The sequence below is a fragment of the Oxalicibacterium flavum genome (assembly GCF_014635065.1).
GTDB lineage: Bacteria > Pseudomonadota > Gammaproteobacteria > Burkholderiales > Burkholderiaceae_D > Oxalicibacterium > Oxalicibacterium flavum.
The window spans coordinates 437223-454452 of sequence record NZ_BMCG01000001.1; the positions used below are offsets into that span (position 1 = coordinate 437223).

Consider the following 17230-nt stretch of genomic DNA (forward strand, 5'->3'; position numbering starts at 1 on the left):
AAAGTGCTTTTACGGAAATACAAGATATCTGCGGCAGGAGCCTCCTGTGGCGCAGACTACATCCAGCCTCGGGGAGTTTTCATGGCAACGCGCATTTTATCGAGCCTGCTGGCGACGGCCGTTCTGAGCCTGTGTCTGGTCGCATCCGGCACGGCCCAGGAAATCTCTCCCACGCCAACACCCACCATCTCCGATGCTGCACCCATGATCGTGGAACCGGTCGCCGACGCCGGCCAGACAGACAACGCCGTGGAGCCCGCCGCCGCAGAAACGCTCACGCGCCCCACCCTCGTCGATACATCTCACATCAGTGCCGGCGACACTGCCTGGGTCATGACCTCGACCGCGCTGGTGCTGTTCATGACCCTGCCCGGCCTCGCCCTGTTCTATGCCGGCATGGTCCGCAAGAAGAACGTGCTGGCGACCATGGCGCACAGCTTCGCGGTGGCGGCACTGATTACCGTGATCTGGGTCGTGATCGGCTACAGCCTGGCCTTCACGCCGGGCTCGCCCTATGTCGGCAGCCTGGATCGCATCTTGCTGAGTGGCATGGAATTCCTCAACGAAGGCGGCAAGCTGACGGTCAGCGAGATCGCGCCAACGATCCCCGAGAGCGTCTTCGTCATGTTCCAGATGACCTTCGCCATCATCACGGCGGCACTGATCACGGGCGCCTTTGCCGAACGCATGAAATTCTCGGCGCTGCTGATCTTCATGGCGCTGTGGTCGGTCTGCGTCTATGCGCCGGTCGCGCACTGGGTATGGGAGCCGGGCGGCTGGCTGGCCGGGCGCGGCGTGCTCGACTTTGCCGGCGGTACCGTGGTCCACATCAACGCCGGCGTGTCCGGTCTGGTGGCGGCCATCATCGTCGGCCCGCGCCTGGGCTTCGGGCGCGAACCGATGCCGCCGCACAATCTGGTCCTGACCGTGATCGGTGCCTGCATGCTGTGGGTCGGCTGGTTCGGCTTCAATGCCGGCTCGGCGGTGGCGGCCGATGGCCGCGCCGGCATGGCGATGCTGGTCACGCAGCTGGCTACCGCGGTCGGCGCGCTGGCCTGGATGCTGGCCGAGTGGGCACGGCGCGGCAAACCCTCGGTGCTCGGCATGGTGTCGGGCGCGGTGTCGGGGCTGGTCGCCATCACGCCGGCCTCGGGCTTCGTCGGCATCAACGGCGCGCTGGTCATCGGTGCGGTGGCCGGCGTCGCCTGCTACTGGGGCGCGACCTCCCTCAAGTCCGCGCTCGGCTACGACGATTCGCTCGACGTGTTCGGCGTGCATGCGATCGGCGGCATCGTCGGTGCGCTGCTGACCGGCGTGTTTGCGGTGCCGGCCATCGGTGGTGCCACCAGCAGCTTCGGCAATCAGGCGTTCGGCGTGATCGTGACCGTGGTATTTTCGGGTGTGATGACGGCCGTCATTCTCGGCATCGTCAAGGCGCTGGTCGGGCTGCGCGTGACGCCGGAAGGCGAACGCGAAGGCATGGACATCGAACAGCATGGTGAGCACGTACTATGACGGAGGAACACCACACGCGCGCCGCGCTCGAGAACCAGGCGTTCGCACTGATGGGACGCCTGCACGTCACACTGCGGCGGCAGACCGGACGCGTGACCGACATCGAATACATGCGCATCGATCCCGGCTACTGCCGCTACCTGCTGAAACTGGCCTCGCTGTCGCCAAACGAGGATTTGCAGGACATCGCCGCCAAGCTGCAGGACATCTTCTTCGGCGCAGACGGCCTGTTCGTGCGCCCGGAGCCGCGCCAGCCGCTGCTGAGCAGGCTGTCAGAGAACACCGAAGCACCGCCAGCGCCGTCATCGCCCACTCCCGCCATCCCGGCGGCATCGCCGGCTCCGGCAACGGGCCCCGACGATCCGGTGGATCGCGGCTATATCGGACGTCTGCGCTAGGAACTGCAGCGCTCCCCGCCTCAGAACTGCGCCTCCTCCAGCGCCATGACGCTGGCGCCGCCCTCGACGATCGCGCTGCGATACGCAATCGCCTGCGACAGATAATGATCGGCAAAGAAACGCGCGGTCGCCACTTTCGCCGTCAGGAACGATCGATCGCCTTCGCCCGCCTGCAATTTTTCCTGCGCCCGCAATGCGGCACGCGCCATCTGCCAGCCACCGAGCACGATGCCGGCAAGCTTCAGATACGGCACGCTGCCGGCAAAGACCTGCTTGACTTCGGCTTCCACGTTGCGCACCACATAATCGACCACGGCATCCAGCGCATCGGCAGCCGCACCGAGTTGCGCGGCGATTGCCACCAGATCGGCATTGCCGTCGGCAGCCACTGCCGCCTGCGTGCGGCGAATCTCGGCAAGAATGGCGCGCGCCACCTGGCCGCCGTCGCGCGCCGTCTTGCGACCGACCAGATCGTTGGCCTGGATCGCGGTTGTGCCTTCGTAAATAGTCAGGATGCGCGCGTCGCGGTAATGCTGCGCAGCGCCGGTCTCTTCGATGAAGCCCATGCCGCCGTGTATCTGCACACCGGTGGATGCAACGTCGATCGCCATCTCGGTCGCCCAGCCCTTGATGATCGGCACCATGAATTCGTAAACCGCCTGATTCGTCCTGCGCACCGCCTCATCCGGATGATGATGCGCAATGTCGAAATGCGCCGCGCCGACGCAGGCCAGCGCACGCGCCGCCTCGATCTGCGCTTTCATCGACATCAGCATGCGCCGCACGTCGGGTTGATGGATGATGGATACCGCCTTGTCGGAACCCTCGAGGTCTTTGGACTGCACGCGTTCCTTCGCATACTGCAATGCCTGCTGGTAGGCGCGCTCTGCCAGCCCGATGCCCTGCACGCCGACCGCGAAGCGCGCCGCGTTCATCATGATGAACATGGTTTCCAGCCCGCGATTCTCCTCGCCGACCAGCGTGCCGATCGCACCGCCATGGTCGCCGAACTGCAGCACCGCAGTCGGACTCGCCTTGATGCCGAGCTTGTGTTCGATGGAAACGCACTGGACGTCGTTGCGCTCGCCCAGCGAACCATCGGGATTGACGAGAAATTTCGGCACCAGAAACAGCGAAATGCCCTTCACGCCTTCCGGCGCATCGGGTGTACGCGCCAGCACCAGATGGACGATGTTCTCGGCCATGTCGTGCTCGCCGTAGGTGATGAAAATCTTGGTGCCGGAAATCCTGTAAGTGCCGTCGCCCTGCGGCACCGCGCGCGAGCGTACCATCGCCAGGTCTGAACCGGCCTGCGGCTCCGTCAGGTTCATGGTGCCGGTCCACTTGCCGCTGATGAAGTTGGGCAGGAACGCTTCCTTCTGCTCTGCCGAACCCGCCGTCATCAATGCCTCGATCGCACCATCGGTCAGCAGCGGGCACAGGGCAAACGACAGGTTCGCCGCATTCAGCATTTCCATGCAGGGCGTGGCGACCAGCTTGGGCAAACCCTGGCCGCCGAAATCGGCCGGGTGTTGCACGCCCTGCCAGCCCGCCTCGGCAAACGACCTGAAAGCCTGGCTGAATCCCGGCGTCGTCGTGACCTTGCCGTCCTGCCAATGGCTAGGATGCAGATCGCCTGCGCGGTTGAGCGGCGCAATCACCTCGCTGCAAAAACGCGCATTTTCCTCGAGCACGGCTTCCACCGTTTCCGGCGTGGCGTCGTCGCAACCGGGCAATGCCTGAATCGCCTGCAGGTCGGCCAGCTCGTTCAACGCAAACAGCATGTCCTTCAACGGCGCAACATAACGCATGCACGACTCCTGAAATGAAAATGGGCGGGACGGTGGCGCTTGCAGTGTGCCAGAAAGTTTCCGCGCACCACAACCGCCGCCGTCCCGCCCACTGGCAGAACGCGGAGGAAAATCAGCCGAGCTCTTTGACCAGCGCCGGCACCACCTCGAACAGATCGCCGACGATGCCGTAATCGGCCACCGAGAAGATCGGCGCCTCGGCATCCTTGTTGATGGCGACGATGGTCTTGGAATCCTTCATCCCAGCCAAGTGCTGGATCGCGCCGGATATGCCGACCGCGATGTACAGGTCGGGCGCGACGACCTTGCCGGTCTGGCCGACCTGCCAGTCGTTGGGCACGTAGCCGGCGTCAACCGCCGCGCGCGAGGCGCCGAGCGCCGCACCGAGCTTGTCGGCCAGCGGATCGAGGATCTTGAAGTTTTCTTCCGAGCCGAGGCCGCGTCCACCGGAGACCACCACTTTCGCAGCAGTCAGTTCGGGGCGTGCCGAGGTCGCGATCTCGCGCGAGACGAACGACGACTTGCCGGAATCGGCCACCGCCGTCACGCTCTCGACGGTGGCGCTGCCGCCGTCCGCAGGAGCGTCGAATGCCGTGGTGCGCACGGTGATGACCTTGGTCGCATCCGACGACTGCACCGTAGCGATCGCGTTGCCGGCATAGAACGGACGCTCGAAGGTATCGGCCGCGACGACCTTGGTGATTTCCGAGATTTGCGCGACGTCGAGTTTGGCGGCCACGCGCGGCAGGATGTTCTTGCCGTAGGCGGTGGCCGGCGCCAGGATGTGCGCGTAGCCGGCGGCGAGCGCCAGCGCCTGCGCGGCAACGTTCTCGGCCAGACCGTCGGCAAACTGTGGGCCGTCGGCCACCAGCACCTTGGTCACGCCTGCCACCTTGGCGGCGGCCTGCGCGGCGGCATCGGCCTGGTGGCCGGCGATCAGTACGTGAACGTCGCCGCCGCATTGCGCGGCCGCGGTGATGGTGTGCAGGGTGCTGCCCTTGAGCGAGGCGTTATCGTGTTCTGCGATGACAAGTGCGGTCATGATGTTTTCCTGATGGGGACGGCCTGCGTCGGTGCGCGGCCGGTCGCGCTGAGTAATGTAGGTGAATTAGATGACTTTGGCTTCGTTCCTGAGCTTGTCGACCAGCGTGGCGACGTCCGGCACGATGATGCCGGCGGCGCGGCCCGCAGGTTCGCTGACCTTCAGCGTCTTCAGGCGCGGTGCGACATCGACGCCGAGATCGGCCGGCTTGAGGTTGTCGATGGTCTTCTTCTTCGCCTTCATGATGTTGGGCAGCGTCACGTAGCGCGGCTCGTTCAGGCGCAGATCGGTGGTGACGATGGCCGGCAGCGTCAGCGAGACGACTTCCAGGCCGCCGTCAACTTCGCGCGTGACCTTTGCCTTGTCGCCGTCGATTTCCACTTTCGACGCATAGGTCGCCTGCGGCCAGTCGAGCAGCGCAGCCAGCATCTGGCCGGTCTGGTTGGCATCGTCGTCGATCGCCTGCTTGCCGAGGATGATCAATTGCGGCTGCTCCTTGTCCGCGATCGCCTTCAGCAGCTTGGCCACTGCCAGCGGCTGCAGTTCGATATCGGTCTCGACCAGGACGCTGCGGTCGGCGCCGATCGCCATCGCGGTGCGCAGGGTTTCCTGCGACTGCGGCGCACCGCACGACACGGCGATGATCTCGGTCGCCTTGCCGGCTTCCTTCAGGCGCACGGCTTCTTCCACCGCGATCTCGTCGAACGGGTTCATCGACATCTTGACGTTGGCGATATCGACGCCGGACTGATCCGATTTGACGCGCACCTTGACGTTGTAATCGACGACGCGCTTGACGGGGACCAACACTTTCATGACTTTGTCCTTGAAAAATTCACAATGACGGGAGGCAAACCAAAGGGGAGATTATAACCAGAAGTGATAAACCAACACCAAAACAGGCCGTTGTCCAAATAAGGAGTACAGACGGACAGCCGCCCCTTCAAAAACAAAGGACGACGCAGGTCGTCCTTGAAGGATATTGTAATTGAGAATTGCTCTCGATTACTTGCGGCGCATGAAGAAGGTGAAGACCTCGCCTTCCTTTTCCTGCTGCACCAGCTCGTTGCCGGTCTGCTTGGCGAAGGCCTGGAAATCGCGCACGGAACCGGGATCGGTCGCCTGCACGCGCAGGATCTGGCCACTGCTCAGTTCGGCCAGCGCCTTCTTGGTCTTGAGAATCGGCAAGGGGCAGTTCAAGCCCTTTGCGTCGAGGTCCTTGGCAAATTCGATGGTCGCCATGCTTTACACACCAATACCGTTTTCAATGAGTTAACCGGATTCTAACCTTTCCATCCGGGCCCAGGGCGCAGGCTGCGCTCCTTGTCGCCACCGCCGCGCCGATCACCGGCTGCGACGGCGATTCCCGTTCAGGTCCGCTCGGCCACCCAACCCTGCACCGAAGCCAGCGCCGCCGGCAAAGCTGCGGCATCGGTGCCGCCGGCCATTGCCATGTCGGGCTTGCCGCCGCCCTTGCCGCCGACCTGCTGCGCGACGAAGTTGACGAGCTCGCCGGCCTTGACCCTGGCGATGCTGTCGGCCGTCACGCCGGCCGCGATCTGCACCTTGGCGCCGTCAACGGCGGCCAGCACGATGGCGGCGGTCTTGAGCTTGTCCTTGAGCTTGTCCATCGTCTCGCGCAAGGTCTTGGCGTCGACGCCTTCGAGCCGTGCCGCGAGCACCTTGATGCCGTTGACGTCCACCGCCTGCGTCACCAATTCGTCGCCCTGCGACGACGCCAGCTTGCCCTTGAGCGCGCCGACTTCGCGTTCCAGCAGCTTCACCTGGTCCAGCACCTGCGCCAGGCGCGACTGCAGTTCGGCCGCCGGCGACTTCAGCGTGGCGGCCGCGCTGTGCACGGTGGATTCCAGTTCCTGCAGATAGGCCAGTGCATTGGCGCCGGTGATCGCTTCCACGCGGCGCACGCCGGCCGCGACGCCGCTTTCGACCACGATCTTGAACAGGCCGATGTCGCCGGTGCGCTGCACGTGGGTACCGCCGCACAGTTCGCGGCTGCTGCCGATGTCGAGCACGCGCACGGTCTCGCCGTACTTCTCGCCGAACAGCATGACGGCGCCGGTCTGCTGCGCCGATTCGATATCCATCACGCGCGCCTGTGTGTCGGTGTTCGACAGGATTTCGGCGTTGACGCGCTTTTCGATTTCCAGGATCTGGTCATGCGTGACCGGCGCGTTGTGCGTGAAGTCGAAGCGCGTCTTGTCGGCGTCAACCAGCGACCCCTTCTGCTGCACGTGGTCGCCCAGCACTTCGCGCAGCGCCTTGTGCATGATGTGCGTGACCGAGTGGTTGCGCATGGTGGCGGCGCGGCGTTCGCCATCGACGGCGGCCTTGACCTTGTCGCCAACCTTGAGCGTGCCCTGCGTCTGCGTGCCGTGGTGGCCGAACACGTCGGCCTTGATCTTCTGCGTGTCCTCGACGCCGAACTGCACGCCTTCGGCCGCGATGATGCCCTGGTCGCCGACCTGGCCGCCGCTTTCTGCATAGAACGGCGTGGTGTCGAGCACGACGATACCGGACTGGCCTTCCTTCAGTTCGTTGACGGCGGTGCCTTCGAAATAGAGGCCGACCACGGTTGCCTCCTCTTCCAGATGCTCGTAGCCCGTGAAGACGTTGCCCGCGCCCGTGTATTCGACGGCGCGTTCCATCTTGAACTTGCCGGCGGCACGGCCCGCGGCCTTCTGTTTTTCCATCGCGGCTGCAAAGCCGGCTTCATCGACACTGACGTCGCGCTCGCGGCAGACGTCGGCCGACAGGTCGAGCGGGAAGCCGAAGGTGTCGTGCAGCTTGAAGGCGACTTCACCCGGCAGCACCTTGGCGCCGCCCGCGAGCGCCGCGTCGAGAATGTCCATGCCGTTGGCGAGCGTCTCGAAGAAGCGCTCTTCCTCGGCCTTCAGCACCTCGGTGATGCGTTGCGCGTCGGCCTTGAGCTTGGGATAGGCATCGCCCATCTGTTCGACCAGATCGGCCACCAGCTTGTGGAAGAACGGTTTTTTCTGGCCGAGCTTGTAGCCGTGGCGGATCGCGCGGCGGATGATGCGGCGCTGCACGTAGCCGCGTCCCTCGTTGGACGGGATCACGCCGTCGGCGACCAGGAAAGCGGTGGCGCGGATGTGGTCGGCGATGACCTTCAACGAGTTGTTGTCGAGATCGGCCGTGTTGGTCTCGCGCGCGGCCGCCTTGATCAGCGCCTGGAAGGTATCGATTTCGTAGTTGCTGTGCACGCCCTGCAGGATCGCGGCCAGGCGCTCGAGGCCCATGCCGGTATCCACGCACGGCGCCGGCAGCGGCTTGACCGAGCCGTCCTCGGCCATGTCGAACTGCATGAAGACGTGGTTCCAGATTTCGATGAAGCGGTCGCCATCCTCATCCGGGCTGCCCGGAGGACCGCCGGCGATGTGCGGGCCGTGGTCGTAAAAGATTTCCGAGCAGGGGCCGCAAGGGCCGGTATCGGCCATCATCCAGAAATTGTCGCTCTTGTACTTGCCGCCCTTGTTGTCGCCGATGCGGATCACGCGCTCCGGCGGCAGGCCGATGTCCTTGGTCCAGATGTCGTAGGCTTCGTCATCCTCGTGATAGACGGTCGCCAGCAGCTTTTCCGGCGGCAGGCCATAGACTTTCGTCAGCAGCTCCCAGCCCCAGGCGATCGACTCCTTCTTGAAGTAGTCGCCGAAGGACCAGTTGCCCAGCATTTCGAAGAACGTATGGTGGCGCGCCGTATAGCCGACGTTTTCCAGATCGTTGTGCTTGCCGCCCGCGCGCAGGCAGGCCTGCACCGAGGTCGCGCGCACGTAGGGGCGCTTGTCCGTGCCGAGGAACACGTCCTTGAACTGCACCATTCCCGAGTTGGTGAACATCAGCGTCGGATCGTTGCCCGGCACCAGCGGACTGGACGCCACGATGGCATGCCCCTTCGACTCGAAGAACTTCAGGAATTTTTCGCGGATTTCGGACGATTTCATGTGCGTGTTCTGGAAAAAGCCGGCTGGCTTGGGAAACCGATCATTATACGTGAATGCGGGCGATAACCCTTGAGGCGACAGGGACGAAACGGGGAGGAATGGCGGGGATGCAACGGTTTGCGTTTGTACGTCCGAAGGCGCATATCCGGCCGAAGGATCGGAGCGAGAGAAAGGATAAATTGGCGACGGTGATACGCACTGGATTCCCGCCTGCGCGGGAATGACGAATTTTGAGTCAATGCAAGTTCACGTTTCAAACGTAGGCCAGGTTTCAACCTTCTCCGTCATTCCCGCGCAGGCGGGAATCCAGTTTACTCATCCAACGGAGAAACAACCCATCCACAATCTACGGGAAGCCATCAAACCTCCGCCGCCCTACCGCTCCACCACACTCCCCGCAAACTGCGCCCCGATCAAATCGATCCTGTCCGTGCAAAACCCATCCACGCCCCATTCCAGCAACTGCCGCGCGCGCACCGGATCGTTGACCGTGTAGCAGAACAATCCAAACCCGGCCTCCTTGACCGCGCGCGCCAGCACCGGCGTCAGCCGGCGGTGATTGACGTGCAGCGAGATCGCGCCAAGCTGCCGTAGCTGCGCATGCCAGTCGGCCGGCACTTCGTCGATCAGCAGACCGCGCGGAATCTCCGCCGCAGCGAAGCGCGCCGCCTCCAGCGCCGCGAAGGAAAACGACGACAGCAGCGGCAAGGCCGCCGCGCGGTGATCGGGCTGGCCGGCGAACAGGCGCCAGGTCGCCTGCGCCACGCTCCAGCCGGTCTGTTCCTCGTGGCCCGGCACTGGCTTGATCTCGACGTTCATCCAGATGCCGTGCTGCATGCAGAAGCGCGCGACCTGCTCGTAGGTCGGCACCGGCTCGCCTTCAAATTCCGGGCCGAACCAGATGCCGGCATCGCGCGCCGCCAGTTCCTGCGCGGTGAAATCGGCAATGCTGCCCTCGCCCGCCACCGTGCGCCCGAGCTGCGGATCGTGCATGACCACCGGCACGCCATCCTTTGCCAGCATGACGTCGAACTCGACCGCGCGAAAACCGTGGTCGAGTCCGCAGCGCATCGCCGCGATGGTGTTTTCCGGTGCCAGCGTGCCGCCGCCGCGGTGCGCGACGATTCGGGGATAAGGCCACATGCATTTGCCTCACAGGATGAAGGGATGCGTCCTAGTGTAGCGCAGCCGACGCGCTAGAATGACCGCTCGACGCAGCGCGCCATTGCCGCTCACTTTGCATTTTTCTGCCAGGACCGCACATGACTTCTTTCGACTGGAGCAATCCCTATCCGTCCACCCGCCAGCCGCTGTTCGCGCGCAACGTGGTCGCCACCTCGCAGCCGCTGGCGGCGCAGGCCGGCCTGCGCATGCTGATGAAGGGCGGCAACGCGGTGGATGCCGCGATCGCCGCGGCAGCCGCCATCACGGTGGTAGAACCGTGCTCGTGCGGACTCGGCAGCGATGCCTTCGCGCTGGTGTGGGACGGCACGCAGCTGCACGGTCTCAACAGTTCCGGCCCGGCGCCGGCCGCGTGGGATGTCGAATACTTCCGCCGCAAGCACAACGGCATGATGCCCGAGCGCGGCTGGGACAGCGTGACGGTGCCGGGCGCGATTGCCGGCTGGGTCGCGCTGTCGAAGAAGTTCGGCAAGCTGCCGTTCGCGGACCTGCTGGAACCGGCGATCGACCTCGCCGCGCGCGGCCACATGGTGTCGCGCGTGGTGCAGCAGAAATGGACCAACGCGGTTGCCATCCTGCACGCGCAGCCCGGCTTTGCGCAGGCCTTCATGCCGCACGGCCGCGCGCCGCACGTGGGCGAGAACTTCGTCTTCGCCGATGCCGCGCGCTCGCTGGCGAAGATCGCGCAGACCGAAGGCGAAGCCTTCTATCGCGGCGAACTGGCCGACGCCATCGTCAGCTACGCGAAGGAAAACGGCGCCGCCATGGCGCACGCCGACCTCGCCGCCTTCCAGCCCGAATGGGTGACGCCGATCAGCAAGGATTTCGCCGGCCACACCGTGCACGAGATTCCGCCCAACGGCCAGGGCATCGCCGCGCTGATTGCGCTCGGCATCATCGACAAGCTCGACATCACGCGCTTCGCGCCCGATTCGGTCGAAAGCCGCCACCTGCAGATCGAGGCCATGAAGCTGGCCTTTGCCGACACCTACAAATGGGTCGCCGAGGAACGCCACATGACCGAAGTGAAAGCCGCCGACCTGCTCGACGACGCCTACCTGACCGAACGCGCCAAACTGATCGACCTTAGCAAGGCGCAACGCTTCAACCACGGCACGCCGCCGACCGGCGGCACCATCTATCTGAGCGTGGCCGACGAGAACGGCATGATGGTCAGCTTCATCCAGTCCAACTACATGGGCTTCGGTTCGGGCGTGGTGGTGCCGGGCACCGGCATCAGCCTGCAGAACCGCGGCTACGGTTTCAACACCAGCCCGCGCCACGTCAACTGTGTGGCGCCCGGCAAGCGGCCGTTCCACACCATCATTCCCGGCTTCCTGACCAAGGACGGCCAGCCGCAGATGAGCTTCGGCGTCATGGGCGGCAACATGCAGCCGCAGGGCCACGTGCAGACGCTGGTGCGCATGCTCGCCTACGGCCAGCAGCCGCAGGCTGCGTGCGACGCGGCGCGCTGGAAGGTCAACGTCGGCCTCTCGGTCAATCTCGAAGACACCATGGCAGCCGACGTGCGCGCCGCGCTCGCCGCGCGCGGCCACCAGATCGACAAGGTGGCCGACAACTACATGGACTTCGGCTCCGGCCAGTTCATCTGGAAGACACCCGATGGCTACATCGCCGCCAGCGACGCACGGCGCGACGGACAGGCGGTCGGCTTCTGACCTTCCGAAACTTCCCATGAAAAAACGGCCCATGTGGCCGTTTCTTTTTTGCATTCCACAACGTCGTGCAGCCGGTTCGAACGCTGCGCCACGCATCGCCATATTCATCGCGTTCATGACCGTCATCACCACATCCGCATGACATGGCGATGACAGGTGCATTTGCACAACAGAAATAAGCATATTGCGATTTCGCAAGACGCTATATCTGATATTTACCTGCTTTTCGATGCATGCTTATGCCTACGCAATCGTCATGCCGACGGAGCAGGCACCACCCGGCTTTTCTCCGCGGCCAACCACTCTTCTACCCGGAGAACGCCTACATGAAACGCAGTGAAGTACGTCACAAGATCCAGAACAGCAGCCTCGGCTTCATCGCCGGCTACGTCGATACGCTGGGCTTCGTCGCCCTGTTCGGCCTGTTCACGGCGCACGTGACCGGCAACTTTGTGCTGATCGGCGCCGAAATGGCCAATCCGCAAGGCGGCCCGCTGCTGCTCAAGATCCTGGCCTTCCCCGCCTTCATCTTCGGCATCGTGTTCTCGCGCCTGCTGGTCGCCAGTCTGCAATCAAACGGCCGCCATGCGCTGTTCTATCTCTACATCGTCGAACTGTTCCTGCTGACCGCCTTCATGGCACTCGGCACGCTGGCCGAACCGATCGGTCACGAACCGTCGTTCTACGCGGGCCTGGCCGGCATCGTCGGCGCGATGGCGATGGGCACGCACAGCGGCTACGGCCGCCTGCTGCTGTCGCACCTGGTGCCGACCGCGATGATGACCGGCAACGTCACCCAACTTGTGATCGACGCCGTTGACGTCATGCGCGGCGCGGCCGACGACAACGTCAAACGCCGCTGCAAGAAATTCCTGTGGCCGGTGCTCTCGTTCAGCGTGGGTGCGGTCGGCGCGGCCTTCGCCTACCAATGGTTCGGCTTCGTCGCCCTGCTGTTACCGATCTGCATGATGTTCCACCTCATGTTCATCGAACGCGGCGCGCTGCACAAGAACCAGCATCAGAACGAACACAAGCGCAAGCAGCACAAGCTTGCAAAGCAGAAACGCGAAAGCCAGGCGGTACATCAATAAACAGGAAACGGGCGGCATTGCCGCCCGTTATCTTTTATGCCCCTGGTTAGCGATATGTTAATTTTTGTGAGCAGAATATAAACTTTCCATGCATACCCTTGTCCCACGCACAAGGGCGGATTATCGGCATTCCCAAAAACAACAATGCGCCACGTCCCCCCTCAACCCTCAAAAAGGAGCGAGACATGGGCAAATCCTTTGGCACCCTCACTGTATTGATCCTCCTGGCCTTGCCGGCCATTGTGCTCATCGCCGGTCAATTGAGATTGTTTGCCGGACGCAAGCCGGACGACCTTGGCGTGCACGACGGCCTGCTCAAGGCGCCGATGAAAGACTGGCGCAACGTCGTGTCGAGCCAGGCGGCCTACCATCCGCACGAGCCGCACCACCTGATCGAACCGCTCGAGTACACGGGTGACGGCAGCGGCGCGATGGGGCGCGTGGCCGGCATCGTGCGCACATTGCCGGGTGCCAGCATCATCACATCGACGCCGACCTACCTGCATGCCGAATTTCGCAGCACGCTGCTCGGTTTTGTCGATGACACCGAATTCATGCTCGATCCCAACGAGCGCGTGATCCACATGCGTTCCGGTTCACGCCTGAACCGCAAGGATTTCGGCGCCAACCGCACCCGTCTCGAAACCATCCGCAGCCGCTTCGAACGCCGAGCGGAAAGTCGGCGCGAACCGCTGACAGCCTGAGCCGGAAGAACAACCATGTCCTGCACAGATAAAAATCTGAGCGCGACATGGAGGGCGTTGATACGCCATCCCATCGCAAGCTGAATACCGCGCGTCAAACCCGGCAACCATCGCTTTCCCGCCCGGCTCGCTTTACACCTCTGCTTGCCCATGCCTACGGTAAAATGCCCGATCACCCTCCAGGCATCACCGAGAACACAACAAGACATGAGCAACGATCCAAAGAACGCCAAAGCCGACGCCAACCCGGCCACGCCTAACCCGGCCGGCTCCAATTTCCTGCGCAGCATCATCGACAACGACCTTGCCAACGGCAAGCATGCGGACCGCGCGGACAGCAAGGGCCAGCCGCTGCCGACCGTCATCACGCGCTTCCCGCCCGAGCCCAACGGCTACCTGCACATCGGCCACGCCAAATCGATCTGCCTCAACTTCGGCCTGGCGCGCGATTATGCCGGCCGCTGCAACCTGCGTTTCGACGACACCAATCCGACCAAGGAAGACCAGGAATACGTCGACACCATCATCGATAGCGTCCAGTGGCTCGGCTACGACTGGAAGGACCGGGGCGGCGACCTCTACTTCGCCAGCGACTACTTCGACCGCCTGTACGAAATGGCCGAATACCTGATCACGGCCGGCCACGCCTACGTCGACAGCCAGTCCGCCGACGACATGGCGAAGAACCGCGGCAACTTCTCCGAACCGGGCAAGAACTCACCGTTCCGCGATCGTCCCGCAGCAGAATCGCTGGACCTGTTCCGCCGCATGAAGGCCGGCGAGTTCAAGGACGGCGAACACATCCTGCGCGCGAAGATCGACATGGCCTCGCCCAACATGAACATGCGTGACCCGGCGATTTATCGCATCCGCCACGCGCACCACCATCGCACCGGCGACAAATGGTGCGTCTATCCGATGTACGACTTCGCGCATCCGCTGGAAGACGCGATCGAAAACATCACGCACTCGATCTGCACGCTCGAATTCCAGGACCATCGCCCGTTCTACGACTGGGTGCTCGAACGCCTGGCCGAAGGCGGCTTCTTCCGGAAACCGCTGCCGCACCAGTACGAATTCGCACGCCTCAACCTGACCTACGCCATCACCAGCAAGCGCAAGCTGCTGCAACTGGTCGAGGAAAAGATCGTCGACGGCTGGGACGACCCACGCATGCCCACCATCGTCGGCATCCGCCGCCGTGGCTATACACCGGAAGCGATCCAGCTGTTTGCCGAGCGCATCGGCGTATCGAAGGTCGATAGCTGGATCGACATGAGCACGCTCGAAGGCGCGCTGCGCGACGACCTCGACGACAAGGCACCGCGCGCGATCGCCGTGCTGCGTCCACTCAAGCTCGTCATCGACAACTTCCCCGAAGGCGAAACCGTCGAATGCAACGCCCCCGTCCACCCGCATCATCCGGAACGCGGCAACCGCACCTTCCCGATCAGCAAGGAGTTGTGGATCGAACAGGAAGACTTCATGGAAGAACCGGTCAAGGGCTACTTCCGCCTCTTCCCCGGCAACAAGGTGCGCCTGCGCTACGGCTACGTGGTCGAATGCACGGGCTGCGACAAGGATGCAGACGGCAACGTGATTGCCGTGCACTGCACCTACTTCCCCGACAGCAAATCCGGCACCGAAGGCGCCAACAACTACAAGGTCAAGGGCAATCTGCACTGGGTCAGCGCCGCGCATGCGCTGGAAGCCGAAGTGCGTTTGTACGACCGCCTGTTCTCCGACCCGCATCCGGATGCGGGCGGCAAGGACTTCAAGCAGGCGCTGAATCCGAACTCGAAGGAAGTCATCACCGCCTATCTGGAACCTGGCTTGTCATCGGCACAGCCGGACGACAAGTTCCAGTTCGAGCGGCATGGCTACTTTGTGGCGGATCGGGTGGACAGCAAGGATGGCAAACCCGTGTTCAATCGAGCAGTGACCTTGAAGGACGGTTGGGGAAAATGAGATTCGCCATCGCCTCAAACCCGAGGCTGTGTCCGGCAGGACGCACGCTTGCTCACTTTTGAGCCACAGCCCGTCCGTCGAGCGCGTCACGGCTTCCCACGCCTGCAACTCGCTCGACATGGCCGCCAGCTTTTCCCTGACCAGCCCCGCCAGGCAGAAACTGAGACTTCTGCTTATTTTTTCTCGCCGTACTGCGCAATCAGTTGCGCAACCTGCCGTCGCTCGCTCTGCGGCAAGCGGTACAGCCCGACCAGCATGCTCGCCACGTCGTCTTCGGCAATATAGAAATAGGCGACCGGAACCTTGAGCACATCCGCCAGCCGCTCCACCATCGAGATATCGGGCATGTGCTTGCCGCGCTCGTACTGATTCATCCGCGCGCTGGCCGACATTTCGTCGATCCCCGCCAGGACGCCCAGCCTTTCCTGAGACAACCCTGCCTGCAGGCGCGCCTCCTTCAGCCGCTTTGCGAACGACGACATTCTTAGCTCCCAAAAGCTAAGATATTCTTAGCAATCCATTGACCACACACTAAGGATTGCTTAGTATCGAAAAAGCTCCTTCACAGGTAAGTCAATGGAAACGCTCAAAACCCAACTCTGGCGGCTCCTCCCCGCCCTCCTCCTTGCTTCCGTCATTGCCGTCGCCTTCGCCGGTTTCTTCATCTGGCTGCTGGATCGCCAGTTGCTGGCAAGCAGCTCATCGATGTTCTGGCTGATCCTGTTTGGCGCCTGTTGCGCACTGGTCGGAGCCATGGTGCTTGGAGAACGACCGCAGGTCGCGCTGCAGCGGGCGGCATGCGAACAGGATCAGCAGCGATCGGACAGGCAGCGCGCCGTGTATGCAGCCATGGCGCAGGCAGCGGGAAAAGTCATGGCCGATCTGGCAAACGTGTATTCCAATACGATGGAAGACCGATTGCGCATTCGCGCGGTCTATCACAAGGACACGTTCTCGGCCGTACTGGGCGCATTGAGCAGCATTCCAACGCAAGAACTGAGCAGCGCAGAAGCGGCGATCGCACTGGCCGGACTCAAGCAGAACATGCGCGATGCACAGTACATGATCGATCTCTACATTCCATGGCAGGACCCGGTCTATGGCGATACGCCATCACGCCAGTTTACGCAGATCGACCTGCGCAGTTGCAAGTCCTTCGCGGAAATCCACTGCCGTCAATTGATGCAGGCACTGGCGGCGCGAACTTAAACGAAGCTCCTGCGCCGCAACGTCGGCTGACGCACCACGATATTGCTCCAGGTACGTCCATCGAGCGAACCACCCGCGTTCTTCCCCATCGACATGAAACATGCTCTGGCATTACCATGCCAGTCAAGCATGCTCCGGAACGCGTCACCGAACTGCTGCCGAGAGCCGTCTTTCACACTTCTTTCTTTGCCGGCATGAACGTCCTTTTTGCCTTCCTGCATCACCTGTGCTTCCTCGCGATCATGCTGGTGCTGTCTTTCGAGATGCTTGCACTCAAGCAGCCGCTGACGTTGCAATCGGCCGCGCGCATCCGGCGCTACGACGCGATCTACGGCGTGGCGGCGCTGCTGGTGCTGCTTATCGGCGGACTGCGCGTGATGTACTTCGAGAAAGGCGCGTACTACTACATGCACAGCGCACCCTTCATGGCGAAGATAGCGCTGTTCGTGGCGGTCGGCCTGATCTCGATCTATCCGACCCTGACCTTCCTGAAGTGGAACAAGTCGATCCGGCAGGGCATTGCGCTCGCTCTTTCCGAATCGCAGGGCCGCACGCTGCGCATCGTCATCCACGTTGAACTCACCTTGCTGGCGCTGATGCTCCTGTGCGCGGCGATGATGGCGAAGGGAATCGGCTACATCGATGCATGAA

Annotated in this window: 15 protein-coding genes; 8 read left to right on the plus strand and 7 right to left on the minus strand. The window is 63.0% G+C overall.

Annotated features, from left to right (window positions below):
- Window positions 1-81 precede the first annotated feature (81 nt).
- A complete protein-coding gene (locus IEV38_RS02020; RefSeq protein WP_188394492.1) occupies window positions 82-1515 on the plus strand; it encodes an ammonium transporter in 1434 nt (477 codons plus the stop codon).
- Window positions 1512-1913: a hypothetical protein gene (locus IEV38_RS02025; protein ID WP_188394493.1), complete on the plus strand. Its 402-nt coding sequence runs from the start codon at window positions 1512-1514 to the stop codon at window positions 1911-1913. The genes IEV38_RS02020 and IEV38_RS02025 overlap by 4 nt, the downstream gene beginning before the upstream one ends.
- Before the next feature lie 20 nt (window positions 1914-1933).
- Here IEV38_RS02025 and IEV38_RS02030 read toward each other — a convergent pair whose 3' ends face one another.
- From IEV38_RS02030 to ugpQ, 6 genes are all read right to left on the minus strand, one after another.
- Window positions 1934-3724, minus strand: a complete 1791-nt coding sequence (locus tag IEV38_RS02030) for an acyl-CoA dehydrogenase (RefSeq protein ID WP_188394494.1) — start codon at window positions 3722-3724, stop codon at window positions 1934-1936.
- Between the two features lie 112 nt (window positions 3725-3836).
- Window positions 3837-4766, minus strand: coding sequence for an electron transfer flavoprotein subunit alpha/FixB family protein (locus IEV38_RS02035; protein ID WP_188394495.1), 930 nt, complete (start codon window positions 4764-4766; stop codon window positions 3837-3839).
- A gap of 66 nt (window positions 4767-4832) precedes the next feature.
- A complete protein-coding gene (locus IEV38_RS02040) occupies window positions 4833-5582 on the minus strand; it encodes an electron transfer flavoprotein subunit beta/FixA family protein (RefSeq protein ID WP_188394496.1) in 750 nt (249 codons plus the stop codon).
- A gap of 189 nt (window positions 5583-5771) precedes the next feature.
- Entirely contained in the window at window positions 5772-5999 is a 228-nt protein-coding gene (locus IEV38_RS02045) for a sulfurtransferase TusA family protein (RefSeq protein ID WP_188394788.1), read from the minus strand.
- 137 nt (window positions 6000-6136) lie between these two features.
- On the minus strand, window positions 6137-8746 hold the full coding sequence (gene alaS, locus IEV38_RS02050) for an alanine--tRNA ligase (RefSeq protein WP_188394497.1): 2610 nt from the start codon (window positions 8744-8746) through the stop codon (window positions 6137-6139).
- 375 nt (window positions 8747-9121) lie between these two features.
- On the minus strand, window positions 9122-9889 hold the full coding sequence (gene ugpQ, locus IEV38_RS02055; protein ID WP_188394498.1) for a glycerophosphodiester phosphodiesterase: 768 nt from the start codon (window positions 9887-9889) through the stop codon (window positions 9122-9124).
- A 119-nt stretch (window positions 9890-10008) separates the two neighbouring features.
- On the opposite strand from ugpQ, the gene IEV38_RS02060 reads away from it, so the two are divergent.
- From IEV38_RS02060 to IEV38_RS02075, 4 genes are all read left to right on the plus strand, one after another.
- Window positions 10009-11607 carry a gamma-glutamyltransferase family protein gene (locus tag IEV38_RS02060; RefSeq protein WP_188394499.1) on the plus strand — a complete coding sequence of 533 codons (1599 nt, stop codon included), beginning with the start codon at window positions 10009-10011 and terminating at the stop codon, window positions 11605-11607.
- Window positions 11608-11933: 326 nt separating this feature from the next.
- Entirely contained in the window at window positions 11934-12698 is a 765-nt protein-coding gene (locus IEV38_RS02065) for a YoaK family protein (RefSeq protein WP_188394500.1), read from the plus strand.
- 185 nt (window positions 12699-12883) lie between these two features.
- The gene (locus IEV38_RS02070; RefSeq protein ID WP_188394501.1) at window positions 12884-13402 is read left to right on the plus strand and encodes a DUF1499 domain-containing protein; all 519 of its coding nucleotides are present in this window, start codon (window positions 12884-12886) and stop codon (window positions 13400-13402) included.
- 207 nt (window positions 13403-13609) lie between these two features.
- Window positions 13610-15370, plus strand: a complete 1761-nt coding sequence (locus IEV38_RS02075; protein ID WP_188394502.1) for a glutamine--tRNA ligase/YqeY domain fusion protein — start codon at window positions 13610-13612, stop codon at window positions 15368-15370.
- Window positions 15371-15543: 173 nt separating this feature from the next.
- Here IEV38_RS02075 and IEV38_RS02080 read toward each other — a convergent pair whose 3' ends face one another.
- The gene (locus IEV38_RS02080) at window positions 15544-15852 is read right to left on the minus strand and encodes a helix-turn-helix domain-containing protein (protein ID WP_188394503.1); all 309 of its coding nucleotides are present in this window, start codon (window positions 15850-15852) and stop codon (window positions 15544-15546) included.
- 94 nt (window positions 15853-15946) lie between these two features.
- On the opposite strand from IEV38_RS02080, the gene IEV38_RS02085 reads away from it, so the two are divergent.
- Both IEV38_RS02085 and IEV38_RS02090 read left to right on the plus strand, forming a co-directional pair.
- Window positions 15947-16579, plus strand: a complete 633-nt coding sequence (locus tag IEV38_RS02085; protein ID WP_188394504.1) for a hypothetical protein — start codon at window positions 15947-15949, stop codon at window positions 16577-16579.
- A gap of 116 nt (window positions 16580-16695) precedes the next feature.
- On the plus strand, window positions 16696-17229 hold the full coding sequence (locus tag IEV38_RS02090; protein ID WP_229728502.1) for a DUF2214 family protein: 534 nt from the start codon (window positions 16696-16698) through the stop codon (window positions 17227-17229).
- Window position 17230: the final 1 nt, after the last annotated feature.

Bases quoted from the DNA above. Each gene is read 5' to 3' on its own strand.
- IEV38_RS02020 (WP_188394492.1), top strand. From the start codon at position 82: ATGGCAACGCGCATTTTATCGAGCCTGCTGGCGACGGCCGTTCTGAGC.
- IEV38_RS02025 (WP_188394493.1), top strand. From the start codon at position 1,512: ATGACGGAGGAACACCACACGCGCGCCGCGCTCGAGAACCAGGCGTTC.
- IEV38_RS02030 (WP_188394494.1), bottom strand. From the start codon at position 3,724: ATGCGTTATGTTGCGCCGTTGAAGGACATGCTGTTTGCGTTGAACGAG.
- IEV38_RS02035 (WP_188394495.1), bottom strand. From the start codon at position 4,766: ATGACCGCACTTGTCATCGCAGAACACGATAACGCCTCGCTCAAGGGC.
- IEV38_RS02040 (WP_188394496.1), bottom strand. From the start codon at position 5,582: ATGAAAGTGTTGGTCCCCGTCAAGCGCGTCGTCGATTACAACGTCAAG.
- alaS (WP_188394497.1), bottom strand. From the start codon at position 8,746: ATGAAATCGTCCGAAATCCGCGAAAAATTCCTGAAGTTCTTCGAGTCG.
- ugpQ (WP_188394498.1), bottom strand. From the start codon at position 9,889: ATGTGGCCTTATCCCCGAATCGTCGCGCACCGCGGCGGCGGCACGCTG.
- IEV38_RS02060 (WP_188394499.1), top strand. From the start codon at position 10,009: ATGACTTCTTTCGACTGGAGCAATCCCTATCCGTCCACCCGCCAGCCG.
- IEV38_RS02065 (WP_188394500.1), top strand. From the start codon at position 11,934: ATGAAACGCAGTGAAGTACGTCACAAGATCCAGAACAGCAGCCTCGGC.
- IEV38_RS02070 (WP_188394501.1), top strand. From the start codon at position 12,884: ATGGGCAAATCCTTTGGCACCCTCACTGTATTGATCCTCCTGGCCTTG.
- IEV38_RS02075 (WP_188394502.1), top strand. From the start codon at position 13,610: ATGAGCAACGATCCAAAGAACGCCAAAGCCGACGCCAACCCGGCCACG.
- IEV38_RS02080 (WP_188394503.1), bottom strand. From the start codon at position 15,852: ATGTCGTCGTTCGCAAAGCGGCTGAAGGAGGCGCGCCTGCAGGCAGGG.
- IEV38_RS02085 (WP_188394504.1), top strand. From the start codon at position 15,947: ATGGAAACGCTCAAAACCCAACTCTGGCGGCTCCTCCCCGCCCTCCTC.
- IEV38_RS02090 (WP_229728502.1), top strand. From the start codon at position 16,696: ATGCCAGTCAAGCATGCTCCGGAACGCGTCACCGAACTGCTGCCGAGA.